This is a genomic window from uncultured Aquimarina sp. (assembly GCF_947495315.1).
GTDB lineage: Bacteria > Bacteroidota > Bacteroidia > Flavobacteriales > Flavobacteriaceae > Aquimarina.
Map to the genome: position 1 here is coordinate 63075 of NZ_CANLYD010000025.1, position 19991 is coordinate 83065.

The 19991-nt window shown below is 34.3% G+C and carries 14 protein-coding genes; 8 read left to right on the forward strand and 6 right to left on the reverse strand.

Translation table 11 applies throughout. The annotated features are described in order from the left end of the window. Window positions 1-48 precede the first annotated feature (48 nt). From Q0910_RS27620 to Q0910_RS27640, 5 genes are all read left to right on the forward strand, one after another. Window positions 49-1563: an MFS transporter gene (locus Q0910_RS27620; RefSeq protein WP_299223786.1), complete on the forward strand. Its 1515-nt coding sequence runs from the start codon at window positions 49-51 to the stop codon at window positions 1561-1563. Further along, complete coding sequence (gene pgmB, locus Q0910_RS27625) at window positions 1563-2228, forward strand: beta-phosphoglucomutase (RefSeq protein ID WP_299223788.1); 666 nt, start codon at window positions 1563-1565, stop codon at window positions 2226-2228. Before Q0910_RS27620 ends, pgmB begins: the two co-directional genes overlap by 1 nt. Before the next feature lie 87 nt (window positions 2229-2315). Next, window positions 2316-4622: a glycoside hydrolase family 65 protein gene (locus Q0910_RS27630; RefSeq protein WP_299223790.1), complete on the forward strand. Its 2307-nt coding sequence runs from the start codon at window positions 2316-2318 to the stop codon at window positions 4620-4622. A 113-nt stretch (window positions 4623-4735) separates the two neighbouring features. After that, on the forward strand, window positions 4736-6598 hold the full coding sequence (locus Q0910_RS27635; protein WP_299223792.1) for a glycoside hydrolase family 13 protein: 1863 nt from the start codon (window positions 4736-4738) through the stop codon (window positions 6596-6598). Between the two features lie 23 nt (window positions 6599-6621). Beyond that, window positions 6622-8007, forward strand: a complete 1386-nt coding sequence (locus Q0910_RS27640) for an alpha-amylase family glycosyl hydrolase (RefSeq protein WP_299223794.1) — start codon at window positions 6622-6624, stop codon at window positions 8005-8007. A gap of 83 nt (window positions 8008-8090) precedes the next feature. Here the strand turns inward: Q0910_RS27640 and Q0910_RS27645 are convergent, their stop codons facing one another. Beyond that, window positions 8091-10613 carry an Ig-like domain-containing protein gene (locus Q0910_RS27645; protein WP_299223796.1) on the reverse strand — a complete coding sequence of 841 codons (2523 nt, stop codon included), beginning with the start codon at window positions 10611-10613 and terminating at the stop codon, window positions 8091-8093. 304 nt (window positions 10614-10917) lie between these two features. Here Q0910_RS27645 and pfkA point away from each other — a divergent pair, with 304 nt between their 5' ends. From pfkA to Q0910_RS27660, 3 genes are all read left to right on the forward strand, one after another. Next, complete coding sequence (gene pfkA, locus Q0910_RS27650; RefSeq protein ID WP_299223798.1) at window positions 10918-11904, forward strand: 6-phosphofructokinase; 987 nt, start codon at window positions 10918-10920, stop codon at window positions 11902-11904. 43 nt (window positions 11905-11947) lie between these two features. Continuing rightward, window positions 11948-12949 (forward strand): type I glyceraldehyde-3-phosphate dehydrogenase, encoded by a 1002-nt coding sequence (gene gap, locus Q0910_RS27655; RefSeq protein WP_299223800.1) that lies wholly within the window; start codon window positions 11948-11950, stop codon window positions 12947-12949. An 88-nt stretch (window positions 12950-13037) separates the two neighbouring features. Beyond that, on the forward strand, window positions 13038-13907 hold the full coding sequence (locus Q0910_RS27660; RefSeq protein ID WP_118462268.1) for a BadF/BadG/BcrA/BcrD ATPase family protein: 870 nt from the start codon (window positions 13038-13040) through the stop codon (window positions 13905-13907). 29 nt (window positions 13908-13936) lie between these two features. Here Q0910_RS27660 and Q0910_RS27665 read toward each other — a convergent pair whose 3' ends face one another. From Q0910_RS27665 to nirB, 5 genes are read right to left on the reverse strand one after another with little or no spacing between them, the layout of a single operon-like run. After that, window positions 13937-14311 (reverse strand): hypothetical protein, encoded by a 375-nt coding sequence (locus Q0910_RS27665; RefSeq protein ID WP_299223803.1) that lies wholly within the window; start codon window positions 14309-14311, stop codon window positions 13937-13939. 50 nt (window positions 14312-14361) lie between these two features. Further along, complete coding sequence (locus tag Q0910_RS27670) at window positions 14362-16173, reverse strand: ATP-binding protein (protein ID WP_299223805.1); 1812 nt, start codon at window positions 16171-16173, stop codon at window positions 14362-14364. Window positions 16174-16183: 10 nt separating this feature from the next. Then, on the reverse strand, window positions 16184-16768 hold the full coding sequence (locus tag Q0910_RS27675; protein ID WP_299223807.1) for a DUF4202 domain-containing protein: 585 nt from the start codon (window positions 16766-16768) through the stop codon (window positions 16184-16186). Between the two features lie 55 nt (window positions 16769-16823). After that, window positions 16824-17201: a nitrite reductase small subunit NirD gene (nirD, locus tag Q0910_RS27680; RefSeq protein WP_299223809.1), complete on the reverse strand. Its 378-nt coding sequence runs from the start codon at window positions 17199-17201 to the stop codon at window positions 16824-16826. 26 nt (window positions 17202-17227) lie between these two features. After that, complete coding sequence (gene nirB / locus Q0910_RS27685; protein ID WP_299223811.1) at window positions 17228-19747, reverse strand: nitrite reductase large subunit NirB; 2520 nt, start codon at window positions 19745-19747, stop codon at window positions 17228-17230. Between the last annotated feature and the right edge of the window lie 244 nt (window positions 19748-19991).

Sequence of the window (19991 nt, forward strand, 5' to 3'; positions counted from 1 at the left end):
TTTTGATGAGTGTACGCGCTTATCAAGTAATAATCAAACATTTACTTAATGAACAAGCGTAAGCTAAGTTTTTGGGAAATATGGAACATGAGTTTCGGTTTCCTGGGAATACAATTCGGTTTTGCATTGCAAAATGCAAATACCTCCAGGATTTTTGAAACACTAGGTGCAGAAGTGGACGAGTTAGCTGTTTTTTGGCTAGCAGCTCCTATTACTGGATTATTGGTGCAACCAATTATTGGTTACTTTAGTGATAGAACTTGGCATTCTAAATTAGGGCGTAGAAGACCATATTTTCTGGTTGGAGCTATATTATCTTCGATTGCATTGTGTGTAATGCCAAATTCACCCACGTTATGGGTGGCGATTGGTACTTTATGGATAATGGATTCTTCGATTAATATTTCAATGGAGCCTTTTAGAGCTTTTGTAGGGGATAATCTTCCTGAATCTCAAAGAACGAAAGGTTTTGCTATGCAAAGCTTTTTTATCGGTTTAGGAGCAGTAGTTGGTTCAGCATTACCGTATATTTTTACAAATTGGTTAGGAATAAGTAATACTGCAGCGGAAGGAGTGATTCCGGATTCTGTAAAATGGTCTTTTTATATTGGAGCAGTTGTATTTCTTGCCGCTGTTTTGTGGACAGTATTTAGTTCTAAGGAATATTCTCCTGAAGAATTAGATAGTTTCGAAGATCATAAAACTGATGCTACGGTCGAACTTACTTCTCAAGAAAATGATGGTAGGATTGAAAAGCTTAAGAAAGCCGGATCTATAATGACAGTTTTTGGGATGATTCTTAACGCTGGTCTTATTTATTTAAGATTGGATAAGGAGTTGTATATTTTGTCAGGAGGTATTTTATTTGTAGGAATATTATTTCTATTAGCTGCATTTGTAAGGCAGTCTTCAGGGATCAATGGATTTGTGACTATCATGACTGACTTGTTGTATATGCCAAAAACGATGAAACAATTGGCAGTTGTGCAGTTTTTTTCATGGTTTGCATTATTTTCTATGTGGATATATACTACTCAGGCTGTAACCAGTTATGTATACGGATCAACAGATCCTACATCCCAGTTATATAATGATGGGGCTGATTGGGTTACTGTTCTTTTTGCAGTTTATAATGGAGTAGCGGCATTAGTTGCATTTTTATTACCTGTCATAGCAAAATTTACTAGTAGGAAAATTACTCACTTGATTAGTTTAATTTTAGGTGGTTTAGGATTGTTGTCAATTACAATATTCAAAACCCCTGAACTGTTAATTATTTCAATGATTGGAGTTGGTATTGCTTGGGCAAGTATTTTATCTATGCCTTATGCAATGTTAGCAGGAGCTTTACCTCCAAAAAAGATGGGGTATTATATGGGAGTATTCAACTTCTTTATTGTAATTCCTCAAATTGTTGCTGCTTCTATATTAGGATTTTTGTTAAACACTTTTTTTAATAGTGAAACTATATATGCATTAATAATTGGAGGAGTGAGTATGGTAATTTCTGGAATTTTAACCTTGATAGTTAGTGATGAAGCGACTATCGAAATAAATGATTAATGACAAAAAAAGCATTCATATTTGATCTAGATGGTGTCATAGTAGACACAGCAAAATACCATTTTTTAGCTTGGCAAAATTTGGCCAATGGTCTTGGTATATCTTTTTCTGAGGCACAAAATGAACAACTAAAAGGAGTTAGCCGAATACGATCTTTAGAAAAAATTTTAGAATGGGGGAATAAAACCATCTCAGAAGAAGAGTTTACTTCCTTAATGACTAAAAAGAATGAAGAATATCTAAATTATATTGAGACTATGGATACATCCGAAATTCTTCCGGATGTGCCAAGAGTTTTAGAGTATCTTTTAACCAAAGAGCAGGCCATAGCATTAGGTTCTGCTAGTAAGAATGCTCGAGTTATTTTGGATAAAGTATTGCTGAAAGAGAAATTTCATGCAATTGTGGATGGGACTGATGTTTCAAAAGCAAAACCGGATCCCGAAGTATTTTTAATTGGAGCACAAAAATTAGGAGTAGCTCCTAAAGACTGTGTTGTTTTTGAAGATTCTGTAGCGGGTATTCAGGCGGCTAATATTGCCAATATGGTAAGTATTGGTATTGGTGATCCCAACGTTTTGCACGAAGCGGATTACATATTTAATGATTTTACAGAAATTACAGAAGAATTTATTAACCAATTAGTTATAACCGAAAAAGTTTGAGAATAATAGGGAGATCGCCTAAGTAAATACAATGTTTGATACTTAGGCAAGTTTCTCTAACAACTAAAAATAAAAAAAAGAGAACCGATGAATCAGGATTATATTAAGCCAGATAACTGGTCTATAATTGAAGAAGGATTTGATGTAGAAAGAGTTAAGTCCTCAGAAAGTCTTTTTAGTATAGGTAACGGTGCGATGGGGCAGCGTGCAAATTTTGAAGAGACATATACAGGCCCTACTTTTCAGGGAAGTTATATTGCAGGAGTATATTATCCTGATAAAACCAGAGTAGGTTGGTGGAAAAATGGGTATCCAGAGTATTTTGCCAAAGTACTTAATGCTCCTAATTGGATTGGAATTAATGTAGAAATTAATGGAGAAAAATTAAACTTACATAAGTGCAAAACAGTATCAGGTTTTCGTAGAGAACTTAATATGAAAGAAGGTTGGTATCAGCGTTCTTTTAATGCAATTTTGCAAAATAACATCGAAGTAGCTGTTAAATCAACAAGGTTTTTAAGTTTAGATTTAGATGAAGTCGGTGCTATTAAGTATGAAGTGACCCCAGTGAATAAAGATGCTGTAGTTCAATTTATACCGTATTTAGATTCTGGAATTACGAATGAGGATACCAACTGGGATGATAAATTCTGGGATACATACGAAGTATCACATAAAGGTAATTCAGCGTACATATCTTCTAAAACCATGAAGACAGAATTTCACGTATGTACAGGAATGTTGAATCAATTATATCTTGATGAAAAATTGCAACATGTTTATCCTACAGTTGAAACCAACAAAACCTATGCAGGTCTTGGTTATAAAGTAGAAGTTGCAAAAGGGAAAATAGCGGCGATTCATAAATTTGGAGGATACACCGTTTCACTAAACCATAAACAAGAAGATATTGCATCTGCTAACGCAGCAGTATTAAAACAAGCATCAGAATCAGGTTTTGAAGCATTATTAGATCTGCAAAAGAAAGCTTGGTCTAAGATCTGGGAAATGGCAGATATAGCTATTGATGGAGATGTGAAGGCGCAACAAGGTATTCGTTTTAATATTTTTCAATTAAATCAAACCTATTTAGGTAAAGATGCTCGATTAAATATTGGTCCAAAAGGATTTACCGGTGAGAAATATGGTGGTAGTACTTATTGGGATACCGAAGCATATTGTATTCCTTTTTATATGGCTACCAAAAACCAAAATGTAGCACGAAGCTTATTACAATATCGTTATAACCATCTAGAGAAAGCTATAGAAAATGCTGAAAAACTAGGGTTTACCAATGGAGCAGCATTGTATCCAATGGTAACTATGAATGGAGAAGAGTGTCATAACGAATGGGAGATTACCTTCGAAGAAATTCACCGAAACGGTGCGATGACATTTGCCATTTATAATTATCTGCGCTATACTGGTGATTATAGCTATATTCCAGAGATGGGATTAGAAGTAATGATTGCTATTGCTCGTTTTTGGCATCAAAGAGCAACATTTTCAACAGACAAAGAAAAGTACGTTATTCTGGGTGTTACAGGACCTAATGAATATGAAAACAATATCAACAATAATTGGTATACTAACTATTTAGCAAAATGGTGTATCGACTATTGTGTTGAAAATATCGAAAAAGTTAAGTCAGAGTATAAAGTGGATTACGATAGAATCATAGAAAAGACTAAACTGGATCAGAAAGAAATTAGCGCAATGCTAGAGGTAGCAGAAAAGATGTATTTCCCTTACTCAGAGAAACATCAAGTGTATCTGCAGCAAGATGGTTTCTTGGACAAAGAACTAATTACAGTTGATAAACTTGAGCAATCTCAACGTCCAATTAATCAGAAATGGAGCTGGGATAGAATCCTAAGATCTCCTTATATTAAACAGGCAGATACCTTACAAGGTTTCTACATGTTTGAAGATCAATTTACCAAGGAAGAATTGAAACGTCATTTTGATTTTTATGAGCCATTTACCGTTCATGAATCCTCTCTTTCTCCTTGTGTACATAGTATCCAGGCTGCTACTTTGGATAGAATGGATCAAGCATATACTTTTTATCTAAGAACATCAAGATTAGATCTTGATGACTATAACAAAGAAGTAGAAGAAGGTCTTCATATTACTAGTATGGCCGGGACTTGGATGAGTATCGTAGAAGGTTTTGGAGGTTTGAGAGTTAAGAATGATGCGTTGTCATTTACTCCTAAAATTCCTAAAGAATGGAAAGGATATACGTTCAATGTAAACTTCAGAAATAGTATATTAAAGGTGAATGTCTCTCAGGATGGAACTACCTTTAACTTAGAAGGAGAGCACGAATTATTGATATATGTAGATGGTAAAGAATTTACGATCTCACCCAATAGTTTAATGACCGTTTAATTCATTATACAAATGGAACACAAAACACCCCAAAAGCTCTTGTTTTTGGGGTGTTTAATTCAATACAAGTAATATAAAGTTCAATACGAATTATATAAATCAAAATTAGATCTATGAAGAGTATGTTAACAGTGCTTTTTGGGTTATTCGTTTCACTAACCTTTGGGCAGATAGATAAAATAGAACCTCCATTTTGGTGGAGTGGTATGCAATCTAATCAGTTACAATTAATGTGTTATGGTAAAGAAATTGCCAGGTATGATATAGAAATAGATAGTATAGCAATTAATGATGTTACTAAAACAGAGAATTCTAATTACGTTTTTGTAACCATTGATACTAAAGATGTTCAGCCGGGAAAAGTAGTTATTAACTTTAAAGAAAATGATAAAGTAGCTTTTTCGCAGACATATGAGTTTAAAACCAGAAGAGAAGGTTCTGCACAACGAAAAGGATTTGATAGCAGTGATGTCATGTACTTAATTATGCCAGACCGTTTTGCTAATGGAGATACGGCTAATGATTCTCATAAAGATACGGTAGAAAAAGCTGATCGATCTAATCCGGGAGGACGTCACGGTGGCGATATTCAAGGTGTAATTGATCATTTGGATTATTTGAATGATTTAGGAGCGACTGCACTTTGGAGCACACCATTGTTAGAAGATAATGAACCGGTATATTCTTATCATACTTATGCACAAAGCGATCTTTACAAGATAGACCCTCGATATGGTACCAATGAGGATTATAAAAGATTAGCTTCAGAGATGCATAAATTAGATATGAAACTAATTATGGATTATGTAACCAATCATTGGGGTTCTAAGCATTGGATGATCAAAGACTTGCCAACAAAGGACTGGATACATCAGTGGCCAGAAGGGTTCAGAAGGAGTAACTATCGTATGACGACTCAATTCGATACAAATGCTTCAGCTGTAGATGCTAAAGGATGCATGAATGGATGGTTTGATACTACTATGCCCGATATGAATCAAAGCAACCCTTTACTCCTTAATTATATTACACAGAATGCAATATGGTGGATAGAATACGCGGATTTAGATGGTTTTAGAGTTGATACATACTCATACAATGATAAAGAAGGAATTGCTAAATGGACAAAAGCAATTATGGATGAATATCCAAATTTTAATATTGTAGGAGAAGTATGGATGCATGACCAGGCGCAGATGGCGTACTGGCAAAAAGATAGCAAAATTGGAGCTATTGATAACTATAACTCGCATTTACCTTCAGTGATGGATTTTACGCTGCATGATGCAGTAATGGTAATGTTTAATGAAGAAGGTAATTCTTGGGATAAAGGAATGATTAGAGCTTATGAGAATTTTACAAATGACTTCTTGTATCCGGATATCGATAATATATTGCTGTTTGCAGGGAATCATGATACGAATAGGATTAATGAGATATACCAAAGTGATATCAGTAAATATAAAATGGCAATGACATTGATATTTACCACAAGAGGAATTCCACAGATCTATTATGGAGATGAGATAGGAATGTTAGGTAACCGTGATAAAAAAGGCGATGGTGATATCCGTAGAGATTTTCCTGGAGGATGGCCTGATGACAAGAGAAGTGCTTTTGTTGCTGAAGGAGCTTCAGGTAAAGTTGGAGGAAGAACCAAAGATGAAGAAGCATTCCATGCATATACTAAAAAAGTACTGAACTGGAGGAAGAACAGTGATGCTATTCATAACGGAAAGCTATTACAATTTATACCTTTTAATAATGTATACGTATATTTTAGATATACAGAAAAAGAACGTGTAATGGTTGTTATTAATAATAACTCCGAAGATCAAGAGCTTAATATTAATCGTTTTAAAGAAGGACTGAAGGATTTTAAAGTAGGAAAAGATATTATTACGGACAATACAATTGATGTCACGGAGAATATGACAGTTCCTGCCAGAACATCAATGATCATATCATTACAATAAACCAAAAACTAAATTATAAAATAATGAAAAAAATAATTTTCTGTCTTGCCTTAGCAGGTGTTGTGTTTTCCTGCGGAAAGACAAAAAAAGAAGAAACAGTTGCAAAAGTAGAAACTGTTACTGAAGCGGTAAGTAAAGAATTAGCTCCGGTAAGTGAAGCTATGATGGAGAATGCTGTGATTTACGAAGCAAATATTCGTCAGTACTCTGAAGAAGGATCTTTTAAAGCGTTTACCAAAGATATTCCTACGTTGAAGAATCTGGGAGTAAAAGTGCTTTGGGTGATGCCTATATATCCAATTTCTACTACCAAAAGTAAAGGATCACTGGGAAGTTATTATGCAATTTCTGATTATACCAAAGTAAATCCAGAATTCGGAACAATAGAGGATTTCAGAGAATTAGTAAAAACGGCACATGATAACGGAATTTATGTAGTATTAGATTGGGTTGCAAATCATACTGGATGGGATCACGTTTGGTTAAAAGAGCATCCAGAATTTTACACTAAAGATGATAAAGGAGAAATTACACATACTGTAGGAACTGATTGGACGGATGTAGCGGATCTTAATTATGATAATAAAGATATGAGAGGAGAAATGCTTAAAGCAATGAAGTACTGGGTACAAGAAGAAGGAGTAGATGGATTTCGTTGTGATGTAGCAGGAATGGTACCAGTTGATTTTTGGGATACCACTGTATCCGAACTTAAGAAAATAAAACCAGTTTTTATGCTGGCCGAAGGTTGGGAACCGGAATTAATGGAAAATGCTTTTGATATGGGATATGGATGGGACACACATCACGTAATGAATCATATTGCAAAAGGAGAAAATACGGTGGCAGCCTGGGATAAAAGAATGGTTCAGGTAGATTCAATGTATGCAGCTGATGATATTTTAATGAATTTCACCTCAAACCATGATGAGAATTCTTGGAACGGAACAGTACAAGAAAGAATGGGAGATTCTAAAGAACTATTTGCAGCGTTATCTTATATGGCACCTGGAATGCCATTGATTTATTCTGGACAAGAATATGATATGGATAAGCGTTTACTTTTCTTCGAAAAAGATACTATTATTAAGAAGAAAGGAATATTCTTTCCTTTGTATGAGAAACTAGGAAAGCTTAAAAATGAGAATCCTGCTTTACATGGAGGTAAGAATGCTGCGTCCTATAGTCGTATTAAAACTTCGGTAGATGATAAAGTTTTGGTGTTCAAAAGAGAAAAAGAAGGTAATAAGGTTGTTTTCGTTGCGAATATGACCAAAGAACCTGTGAAGTTTACAGCATCTTACGACGGAAAGTTTAAAGATTATCTCTCAGGTGAGTATATTGATGGTGCTAAAGGGCGAGAGTATGAGTTAAATCCTTGGCAATATTTGATTTTGATTCAACAATAATATATCATATAAATGATCTATTTTAAAGAGGCCACTTATTAAAGTGGCCTCTTCTTTTTAAATTTCACTACAAACGATTACTATTAAAATTTGATAATTCGCTTTGTAATTTGTTTTTCTTTGGTTTGTATATTAATTATATAAATACCCGATTCTAATCCTGATAAATTAAAAGTGTTTTTGGTTGTTTCAAGTACTTTTTTGCCGTTATAATCAAAAACTGTCACTTTATCTATTGGAACGCTTATATGTACATTGCCCTTTGTAGGATTTGGATATATAGTAAATGTATCATTATCAAATTCATCTGTGCTAAGTAATTCGTCATAAATAATACTGAACTCTAAAGCAGATAGATTTCCATCTCCAGATGTACTAGTAGCGATGTTTGCATCAATGTTTAGTGTGATTACTCCTGTTGTAGTAGGAATAACTTCAACGGTATATATAGCATCTGAACCAGAAAAATTAGTGAGTGATCCATTTGTAATGATGATATCATTTATATCAAAATTAAGTACACCTTCTGAAAATGTTATAGTTATAGGAATAGGATTAGCATCTGTAGGAGAACTTTCTGTAGAAGTAATGACTACAGTTGGTTCATCATTAGCGCTAGTAACTGTTATGGAGAATGTTTGATCTGCAGAAGTATCGGTTCCTCCATTGGTAGTTCCTCCGTTATCAGAAAGGTTTACCGTTACTGTTGTCATACCGATTGCATTCGCGGCAGGAGTATAGGTAAGATTTCCAGTAATTTCATTAATAGTAGGTTGACTGCTGAATAATGCATTGTTATCATTTGTTACATTAAAAGTGAGGGTTTGTGTATTTTCATCTCCATCATCAATGGCGGATGCAAATCCATTTACAGTCTGCGCTCCAGAATCTTCTAAAATAGTTTGATCAGGACTGGCAGGTATAGAAAAACTTGGAGCATCATTCACCTCATTAATAGTAATCATAAATGTTTGATCCGCAGAAGTATCAGCTCCTCCATTGGCAGTTCCTCCGTTATCAGAAAGGTTTACCGTTACTGTTGTCATACCGATTGCATTCGCAGCAGCAGTATAAGTAAGATTTCCAGTAATTTCATTAATAGTAGGTTGACTGCTGAATAATGCATTATTATCATTTGTTACATTAAAAGTGAGGGTTTGTGTATTTCCATCTCCATCATCAATGGCGGATGCAAATCCATTTACAGTCTGCGCTCCAGAATCTTCTAAAATAGTTTGATCAGGACTGGCAGGTATAGAAAAACTTGGAGCATCATTCACCTCATTAATAGTAATCATAAATGTTTGATCTGAAGAAGTATCGGTTCCTCCATTGGCAGTTCCTCCGTCATCAGATAGATTTACAGTAACGATTGTGCTTCCAGAAACGTCTGCAGCAGGAGTATAGGTGAGATTTCCAGTAATTTCATTAATAGTAGGTTGACTGCTGAATAATGCATTATTATCATTTGTTATATTAAAAGTAAGGGTTTGCGTATTTCCATCTCCATCATCAATTGCGGATGCAAATCCATTTACAGTCTGCGCTCCAGAATCTTCTAGGATAGTTTGATCAGGATTGGCGGGTATAGAAAAACTCGGAGCCGAATTAGGGGTAGTAGTATCTATAGTATAATTATCCGAATCTGCTGCAATTCCTATGTTTCCAGCAGCATCAGTGTAACCTGTTCCTACGCTAATAATGTTCGTAGCATCCTGTATATTTGGGGTAGGAGTAAATAATCCTGTATATATAGTTAGATCAACTGTAACCATAAATCCGGATAAAGTTCCATTCTGTACGGTAACATCAGCCTCTGTAAATCCCACAGGAACTTCACTAAAAGTAAAAGTAATAGTCGAAGTATCGCCCATTGTAAGACTGGTATCTGATAAACTAATAATAACCGTAGGAGAAGTTAGATCTCCTAAAAAAGCATTTCCTGTAAAATTGCCAGTTACATCATCTGGATGTGTATAATTTCCAAAACTCCAATTATTTATGGAGTCATATATTTGAACCAAGCAATCACCTATTGTACTATCACAAGTAGTAGGGCCAGTATAAATACCTTGATCAGAAATCAGTAAGATCTGAGCACTCGATAATCCTGTATTAGTACTATTAAATGGAAAACCATTATCTCCATCAATTGCTGTAAGAAAAACACCAGGACTTGCTCTTGTTCCAGTTACTGCTACGATATCTTCTGCAGCAGCTAAATCAAATCCTGCATTGATTTCGTCAACAATACCTACAGAAGCCATTTCTGTATTTCCATCGGCATCAGTAATATTGACTACTGTTCCAGCATCAATGGTACTACCAGTATTATTGGTCCAGATTAAATCTCCTTCATTTACGGGGCTTGAAAATTGAGTTCCATCCCATTCTTCATCTATAAAGGTTATGGTAGTTCCATCAATGGCATCATCTAATAAAATAAAAGAAAATCCATCTTCTTGATCCGCTCCTCCATTATCCGTATGAAAAGCTACAAAAGCAATATCACCTGGAGCATCTATTAAGTTGTTTTGATTCTGAGAAAAAGCTTTGAATGAAATGAAAGTTACCATTGACAAAGCTATGGTTAGTGATTTTTTCATGTCAGTAATGAAATTAATTTGGGTGAATTTATGACTAGTTTGTGTCTATAAAGATACTAAATATGAATGAAGCTTGTCTTTACGCTAAACTATCTTAGTAATGTTATGTAGTTAATCTAAGTTTTGAGAATACCAAAATCAGGAATAAACTATTTTGTGATAATACTTTTTTCTTAACTTATTTCATGAAAATGTGTTAAAACCACATCTTTTTTGTCAGTAATTACTGAATTTATTAACCGAAAACGTTTTAGATTTTGGGTAAATTAGGTTATTGTGGTCAATAACAATAGATTTGACTTCGATGACAAAAAAAGTTAAAAATATTGCTGTACTTACCTCAGGAGGAGATGCTCCTGGAATGAATGCTGCTATCAGAGCAGTTGTTCGTGCGTGTAGTTATTATCAAATAGATTGTTTTGGAGTGTATAAAGGCTACGAAGGTCTTATACATAATGAAATGGAAAAACTAAATGCACGTTCGGTAAGAAATATAATAAATAAAGGAGGAACTTTTCTTAAATCTGCACGTTCTAAAGATTTTCGTACAGAAGAAGGAAGAAAGAAAGCGTATGATAGTTTAATAAAGAATAATATTGATGCTCTGATTGTGATTGGAGGAGATGGTAGTTTTACCGGAGCATTAAAACTTTCTGAAGAGTTTAATTTTCCGGTAGTAGGAATTCCTGGTACAATTGATAATGATATTAATGGTACCGATTATACAATTGGTTATGACACTGCATTAAATACAGTAGTAGAAGCTATCGATAAAATAAGGGATACAGCAAGTTCTCATAACCGTTTATTTCTTATTGAAGTAATGGGAAGAGATGCAGGAGATATTGCCTTAAATGCCGGAATTGGAGCAGGAGCAGAAGAGATCTTAATTCCTGAAGAAGATATGGGGGTTGATAGACTCATAGAATCCCTTAAGAAAAGTAAGAAGACAGGAAAAACCTCTAGTATTATTGTTGTTGCCGAAGGTGATAAATCCGGTAAGAATATTTTCGAATTAGGAGAGTATGTAGAGGAGAACTTGGAGGATTATGAAGTTAGAGTTTCTGTATTAGGACATATACAAAGAGGAGGAGCACCAAGCTGTTATGATAGAGTATTGGCTAGTAAATTAGGAGTGGGAGCGGTAGAAACTTTACTAGAAGGAAAAAGTGAAGTAATGATTGGAATTGTTCACAAAACAGTGACTATTGTGCCTCTTACTACTGCTTTGGAGAAAAGAACCCACAAACACGATCGATTAATTAAAGTTGCTGATATTACTTCAGTATAAATATAACCACGTTTTTTAAATCAAAACAACTAAATTATTAAATATGAGTACGTTAAAAATTGGAATTAACGGTTTCGGTAGAATTGGAAGAATCGCTTTTAGAATTGCTTCTAAACGCGAGAATGTAGAAATAGTAGCTATTAACGATTTGTTAGATGTAAATCATTTAGCTTATTTATTAGAGTATGATTCCGTACACGGAAAATATGATGGTACTATAGCGGTAGAAAACGGAAGTCTTGTAGTAGACGGTAAAGCAATCCGTATTACTGCAGAAAGAAACCCTGAAGAATTAAAATGGGATGCAGTAGGAGTTGATGTAGTAATGGATTGTACAGGTATTTTTACTACACTAGATAAAGCAGGTGCACACCTTAAAGCAGGTGCTAAAAAAGTTGTTATCTCTGCACCATCGGCAGATGCACCTATGTTTGTTATGGGAGTAAATCATACGGATGCTAAAGCAACCGATACTGTTGTTTCTAATGCGTCTTGTACAACAAACTGTTTAGCTCCATTGGCTAAAGTGATTAATGATAACTTCGGGATCGAAGAAGGATTAATGACTACAGTTCATGCAGCTACTGCTACACAAGCAGTAGTAGATGCTCCATCAAAAAAGGATTTTAGAGGTGGACGTTCTGCTCTAAATAATATTATACCTTCATCTACTGGTGCTGCTAAGGCTGTTGGTAAAGTGATACCAGAATTGAATGGTAAACTTACAGGTATGGCATTTAGAGTTCCTACAGCAGATGTTTCTGTGGTAGATCTTACCGTAAAAACTAAGAAATCCGTATCTTATGATGAGCTTAAGGCGGTAGTTAAAAAAGCTTCAGAAAATGAGCTAAAAGGAGTTTTGGCATATACAGAAGAACCAGTAGTATCTCAGGATTTTGTAGGAGAACATCATACTTCTACTTTCGATGCAGGTGCAGGGATTGCATTAAACGATAACTTCTTTAAGTTAGTATCTTGGTATGATAATGAATATGGATATTCTTCTAAGTTGGTAGACCTATCATCTTATGTAGGTAATCTATAATAAGGAGTAATAAATTATATTGCCCTGGTTGTGATAAAAAAATCGGGGCTTTTTTCTTAGCTAACACACACAACAAATAAACTTTCAAATGATTTTAATAGCTGACGGTGGTTCTACTAAATGCGATTGGATTCTTCTAAATGAATCTGGTGAAATTGTATTTAAAACCCGTACAGAAGGATTAAATCCTGCTGTATTTGAGAAGTCTTTACTGGAAAAAAGAGTTCGGGCTAATGCAGAGTTAACAGCGCATAGCACAACAATTGATGCCGTTCACTTTTATGGAGCCGGATGCGGTACCGAAAAACCAGCGGCTATGTTAAAGAAAGTATTTGAAGACTTTTTTGTCAATGCAGATGTGCTTGTTAGAGAAGATATGGTAGCGGCAGTGTATGCAGCTACTACAGAACCTGGAATTGTTTGTATTTTAGGTACAGGATCCAATAGTTGTTATTATGACGGAGATGATATCCATATGGCTGTAGACTCTTTAGGGTATATCCTTATGGACGAAGCAAGCGGTAATTATTTTGGGAAACGGTTAATAAGAGATTACTACTATAAAAGAATGCCTCCAGAAGTTGCTGGAGAATTCGAGAAGCGTTTTGATCTATCTTCTGATTCTATAAAAGAGAATTTGTATAAAAAAGAAAATCCAAATACGTATCTAGCATCTTTTGCAGAGTTTATTTTCACTAGTGAGCGTAATGGATATTTTTATAAAATTATTACAGAAGGTATTCAAGAATTTGTAGAAACAAGAGTATTATGTTTTCCTGAAGCTCAAAATGTTCCGGTTCACTTCATTGGGTCTATAGCACATTTTAGTGAAGATATTATTAGAGCAGCAGTATGGCCATACCATTTAACAGTAGGAAATATTGTAAGAAGACCAATTGATGGTATCATAGATTACTACAGAAATGATGTGCTGAAAAAGAAACCAAATAACGTATAAATATAGATATCAGGAAAAGAAAGGAGTGATTAATGGTAATGTTCTAATATTATCAAATTTTCTCCTTTTTCCATTTTCCATAAACTGGCCACAAAAAAGTATCCACCTTTGAAATCTTCATAATCACAACCTACGAAATAATCATCATCATCTTTGATGATTTTTTCGCAGATATGATGTTTCATGCTGTCGTTCCAGAAACTTTCATTTTCTTCTTTTTCAATCCAATCAATAACATCTCTTTCAGAAATAATACCTAGTTGAGTATCCTTGTTCAGCATAAGCTCATCAACTTCTGCCTCCTTGAGATATTTAATAAACTCCTTACTAATGATTTCTTCTTTCCAAATTTTTTTGGAATCCCAGTTCATTAGGTATTTTGTGTTTTCGTTTTGTGTTTTCACGCTACTCTTTTGGGGAATATATAATCGGCAAAAATATGTAATTTTATGTATTATAAAGTATAATTCAGGGTAATTCTTGTGCCTTTTCCAGGTGTAGAGCTTATAAAGATTCTACCATTTATATAATTCATACGTTCTTTCATAAAGAACAGCCCCATTCCACCTTCTGCATTATTTTTCGGCTTAGTTGGAATATTGTCAAGATCGAATCCTTGACCATTATCATCTATGGTAATGCTTAAAATTGATTCTGAACTGTTTATGGAAATTAAGATATAATCTGATTTAGCATATTTAATAGCGTTGTTCACGGCTTCTTGTGTTACTCGATATAAATTAGTTTCTACTAAAGAGTCAAAACGAGGTTCAGTATCGGATTTGTTTTCAAAAACAATATTTTTACCTGTCAATTTAGACAGTTCTTTTGCCATTTTCTGAAGAGCAATGCTAATTCCATAATCTTTTAATTCTGGAGGAGTGAGATTAAATGTAGCTGTTCTGATACCTAATATCAGATCTTTTGACAGCTTTTTGAGTCCTTCAATTTTTTGATTTGTCTTTTCAATATTGTCAGTATTAATGGATTCAATATTGAACTTTAGGGCAGTGAGCATTTGTCCAATACTATCGTGGATCTCTTTCGCAATTCGTTTTCTTTCCTCTTCCTGGGCTTCAACAATCATACTTGCGTTAGACTTCTGTAATTCCTCTTTTTGTTGGTATTCTAAGTCATTTAATCGTTCGATTTCTTGTTGAGCCTCTTTTCTTTTAGAGATATCGGAGCAAAGTACCAATCTTTCTGAGTTACCAGATTCTTTAAACACATTCAGTATTGAAATGTCTAACCACATCTTTTTACCATCATTAGAAGTGAATTCAAATTCTTCATTAAAAACACCACCTTTATTTTGAGAAATAAGTTGAAGCAATCTATTTGTTTCTACCTCACTTAAATTCATAAGCTCAGCAAGATTTTTTTGATGGTATCCCTGATCTAAAGGCAGTACTTTGCCAAAACGTTCCCCTAAGCTTTTTACCATAGCTAGTTCAGTAACTCGAGCATACAATAAAGTTTGATCTAAAGCTTTAGTGAGTGATACTAATTCTTGTACATTTTTATTCTGAATTTTCCTTAATTTTTCGGCATTAGAAGCCATGTCTGTAGCTTCTTTTTGTGATGAAAGAAGATCAGATATGTTTTTTTTGATGCTCAATGCTACAGGTCTGAATAAAAGGAAAAATTCAAAAATCAGAATTAAAATAATTAAACAAAACAGTATATATTCGATCTTTTTAAGCCTGGATATTTTTTCTTGAGCGTCTTTTTCATATCTAAATACAATGGCATCCATCTGTTTAAGAAAAAAAGGTTCATTAAAAATTACACTTTCTAGATGGGGTTTTAGAATTTCAGGATTAACAGAGTCTTTTTTTACTATTGCTAATATTTGTAGGCTATTTTCATATATGGTTTCGAAGTAGGGTTGTAAAACCAAAAACATTCGTTTTATCTCTGTGCTATCATTTTTTCCTTTTGGTATCGAATCATTGTATCTTTTGAGTCTTTCATGAGATGCTTTCCAAAGACTTATTGTTGTCTCTAGTTCTGATAGATATCGTTTTTTTGATTTGTCATTTTTAATATAAGAAAGCAATAAAATTTCTTTAGACAGTTTCTGGCTAAGCATTCGTTGTCTACCGGAAATATTGATAATCTTAGAGTCATCAATTTGGGAACTGAGATACTGCTGAATAAAAAATTGCGCTCCAATAGTGAATAAACCGATGGCTCCTAAAGCAATAATGTAAATTTTACTTAGGCGATTAAAAGTTTGATGATCTAATGATGTTAATTTGTTCAATGCAAATAAATTATGTAATAGCTTGCTTAATCAAATCTAACCCTTTTTCTGTATATGATAATTTTAGTGCGGCTTGATGACCTTTTTCAGACATTTTTCTCCAGGTTTTTTGTAAAATATCAATCACCTTTTCAGAGGTGTGTTTTTCGTAGAATTCCGAGTAATAAAATTCCAGAAATACAAGGCAGATGACATCTTCCAATATTTGAGTATCCTTGTCTTTTTTTAACTTTTTCTTTTGTATCAAAAAAGAGACTCTATCTATAGTTTCTTTTTCGTATCCTACTTCCTGGAGTATCCTTGAAGCTTTTTCTGCATGAAATCTCTTTAACTCTTCTCTCCATTTTAAGTAACCTACTCGATCCATAGGATAGTTATCACGAGGAATTTTCCATCTGCATAAATGTTGAGCTCTAGCTGCTAATTGTAGCGCTTCTGATGCTTCAGAAGTGTAATTATTAAGAGTTTGACTCATTCGTTGACCGTAGATCAGTTCTTTCGGAATAGATTCTCCGTTAACGATTTCTTTATTGGGGTCCTTTGCATTTGCTTTGTCAAAAAGAGAAAATGCTTCAGTTAATTTTGTGGTTGGCATAAAAGTAATAATGTTATAATACTTGCTAATTTAGGGTTTTTAGCAATAAAACGTATTATTCTTCGAAACCAATAAATACAATACCATCTTCTATTTTTACAGGATACGTAGCGATAGCTGCAAGGTCTCCATTTAGATTTTCACCAGTTTCTAGTGAAAAAGTTTTTTTATGAAGAGGACAAGCAATCTTAGGTATTCCGTTATGATCACCAATCATTCCTCTACTAAGTACCATTTCATTTTTCTCAGGAGATAAGTTTTGGGTTGCATACCATTTGTTTAGTCTGCTAAAATTAAATACAGCAATTTGTAGATCTTTATATTTAACGCAAGCTCCTCCATCTTTTGGAAAAGCTTCAACTGATGCAGCTTTAAACCAAACTTTTACATCTTCTAATTTGGTTGTTTTATATTTTGTTAGAATTTCTTCCATGTTGTTTTAAATTATAAGCTTTTTTATTATTTCCACTGTTCTGGCATTTTTTGTTCTCTCATTGGTACAAAAACAATGTTGTCATCCTCTTCGTCACTATTCACAAAATGATTAAATCGTTTCATCATTTCAGGGTCATTGATAGCTTGAGTCCACTCACATTCAAACTTGTTAACTAAAGTTTTCATTTCTGTTTCTAAATCCTTAGCAATACCTAACTTATCATCAATAATAACTTCTTTTAAATAATCTAATCCACCTTCTAGACGTTCTTGCCAAGCTGCTGTTCTTTGTAATGGTTTTGCTGTACGCATATAGAACATTAAGTAGCGATCTAAGTATTTAATTACAGTTTCGTTATCAATTTGTTCGGCAAATAATTCTGCATGTCTTGGTGTTGCTCCACCGTTTCCACCAACATATAGGTTCCATCCACCTTCTACGGCAATTAGACCGAAATCTTTTCCGCGGGCTTCAGCACATTCACGGATACATCCAGAAACTCCACCTTTAATTTTATGTGGAGCACGAATTCCTCTATATCGATTTTCAAGTTCAATACCAAAACTTACACTTTCATCCATTCCGTAACGACACCAAGTTGAGCCTACGCAGGTTTTTACAGTACGCAAAGATTTACCGTAAGCATGACCACTTTCAAAACCATTGTCAATTAGATCCTTCCATATTAAAGGTAGTTGATTTAATGTTGCGCCAAATAAATCGATACGTACACCACCAGTTACTTTAGTGTATAAATCATACTTTTTAGCAATTTCTCCTAGTGCAATTAATTTATCAGGTGTAATTTCTCCTCCGGGAACTCTGGGAACCACGGAATAGGTTCCATTTCGTTGTATGTTTGCTAAGAAACGATCATTAGAATCCTGAATAGCATATTCTATATTAGCGGTGTCAGCATTAATTGTAGCCATTAAGGAAGCAATAAGCGGTTTGCATAATTCGCATCCGTGACCTCCATTTCCATGATTATCTAATACTTCATCAAATTTGGTGTATCCTTTTACCTGAATGATTTTGTATAAATCTTGTCTACTTAGTTCAAAATGTTCACACACGCCATCTTTAACTTCAATACCTAAAGATTTTAGCGTAGCATTTGTTAAGTCCGTAACCATAGGTTTACAACCACCACAACCAGTTCCTGCTTTTGTACAACTAATTACTCCTGCAACATCTGTAGCTTCTCCGCTTTCAATAGCACCACAAATTTGTCCTTTAGTTACACTTTCACAAGAGCAGATTTGAGCATCATCAGGGAGATCCATAACATCCCCAAGAAGTCCGCCTCCATCACTGCCGCGACTACCTAATATAAGATCTTCCGGTTCTTCCGGAAGTTTCATTCCGTTGATGTAAATTTGGAATAAAGAATTATAATCTGACGAATCACCAATTAAAATTCCACCTAAAAGTTTTTTACCGTCTTTGGAAACATTTATTTTTTTATAAATGCCTTTACGCTTATTTTCATATGTAATTTCATCTATTTCTTCTTTAGCTTCATTAAGTGCATCACCAAAACTTGCTACTTCGGTACCAATTAGTTTTAATTGAGTTGACATGTCAATGGATTCTGGCATCTGAGTATCACCGCCAGTAATTTGCTGTACAGCAACTTCTGCCATGTCATATCCAGGAGCAACTAAACCATAAATCATGCTATTTAGCAAAGCACATTCTCCTATAGCGTAAATATTTTCATCAGAGGTTCGCATCTGTTGATTTACTATAATACCTCCTCTAGTACCAACTTCTAATCCACATTCTTTTGCCACTTCATCACGAGGGCGAATACCAGCAGAAACCACAAGCATATCAACTTTCAACTCGGTATCATCAACATATTGTAAACCTTCAATGGATTTTTCTCCTTGCAGAAATTGTGTCTGTTTTGAAAGATGAACTTTTAAACCTAAATCTTCTATTTTAGCTTGTAGCATATCGCTCGCACCTTTATCTAGTTGTCTAGGCATAAGTCTTGGAGCAAATTCTACAACATGAGCGTTTAATCCTAAGTTTTTAACCGCATTTGCGGCTTCCAAACCTAACAATCCACCTCCAAGTACTGCTGCTTCAGTTTTTCCTTGTGCTTTTAGCTTTTTGGCGTATGCTTCTGTGGCTTCAAGATCCTCGATAGTTCTATAAACAAAAACCCCTTCTTTATCAACACCTTGAATAGGAGGTACGAATGCGGAAGATCCTGTTGCTAATACTAAATAATCGTAAGTATATGTATCTCCACGATGATTAGCGACAGTTTTATTTTCTCTATTAATTTCTGTAATCATTTCTGATGTATGAAGATCTATATTATTGTCTTCATACCAGTTTGCAGATGACATACTCAAATCTTCGGCAGTTTTACCATCATAAAACTCACTTAGATGTACTCTGTCATATGCACGTCTGGGTTCCTCTCCAAAAACTATAAGTTTATAATCAGTAAACTTTTCTGAGGCGACAAACTTCTCACAGAACTTATAACCTACCATTCCATTACCTATTACTACTACCTTCTTCATGAGTTATGTATTTATATGTTCAAAATTAAGTATTAATACGTATTTAATTAATAAGAATTACGTAATTATAGCTAGTGGAAATTGAGAATTTTAAAATAATTCATAAAAAAACCTGCGAAACTGATTTCGCAGGTTTTAGAAATATATCGTTGAAGATTATTGTATTGGTTTAGGACTCCATTTAAGGAAGTTAGGTTTAATGACTAACTGAACCCATCCCCAGTTTTGTAATCCACTTGGATTA

Coding starts and splice junctions, on each gene's coding strand:
- Q0910_RS27630 (WP_299223790.1), top strand. CDS start 2,316: ATGAATCAGGATTATATTAAGCCAGATAACTGGTCTATAATTGAAGAA.
- Q0910_RS27675 (WP_299223807.1), bottom strand. CDS start 16,768: ATGCCAACCACAAAATTAACTGAAGCATTTTCTCTTTTTGACAAAGCA.
- Q0910_RS27635 (WP_299223792.1), top strand. CDS start 4,736: ATGAAGAGTATGTTAACAGTGCTTTTTGGGTTATTCGTTTCACTAACC.
- pfkA (WP_299223798.1), top strand. CDS start 10,918: ATGACAAAAAAAGTTAAAAATATTGCTGTACTTACCTCAGGAGGAGAT.
- nirB (WP_299223811.1), bottom strand. CDS start 19,747: ATGAAGAAGGTAGTAGTAATAGGTAATGGAATGGTAGGTTATAAGTTC.
- Q0910_RS27620 (WP_299223786.1), top strand. CDS start 49: ATGAACAAGCGTAAGCTAAGTTTTTGGGAAATATGGAACATGAGTTTC.
- gap (WP_299223800.1), top strand. CDS start 11,948: ATGAGTACGTTAAAAATTGGAATTAACGGTTTCGGTAGAATTGGAAGA.
- Q0910_RS27660 (WP_118462268.1), top strand. CDS start 13,038: ATGATTTTAATAGCTGACGGTGGTTCTACTAAATGCGATTGGATTCTT.
- Q0910_RS27645 (WP_299223796.1), bottom strand. CDS start 10,613: ATGAAAAAATCACTAACCATAGCTTTGTCAATGGTAACTTTCATTTCA.
- pgmB (WP_299223788.1), top strand. CDS start 1,563: ATGACAAAAAAAGCATTCATATTTGATCTAGATGGTGTCATAGTAGAC.
- nirD (WP_299223809.1), bottom strand. CDS start 17,201: ATGGAAGAAATTCTAACAAAATATAAAACAACCAAATTAGAAGATGTA.
- Q0910_RS27640 (WP_299223794.1), top strand. CDS start 6,622: ATGAAAAAAATAATTTTCTGTCTTGCCTTAGCAGGTGTTGTGTTTTCC.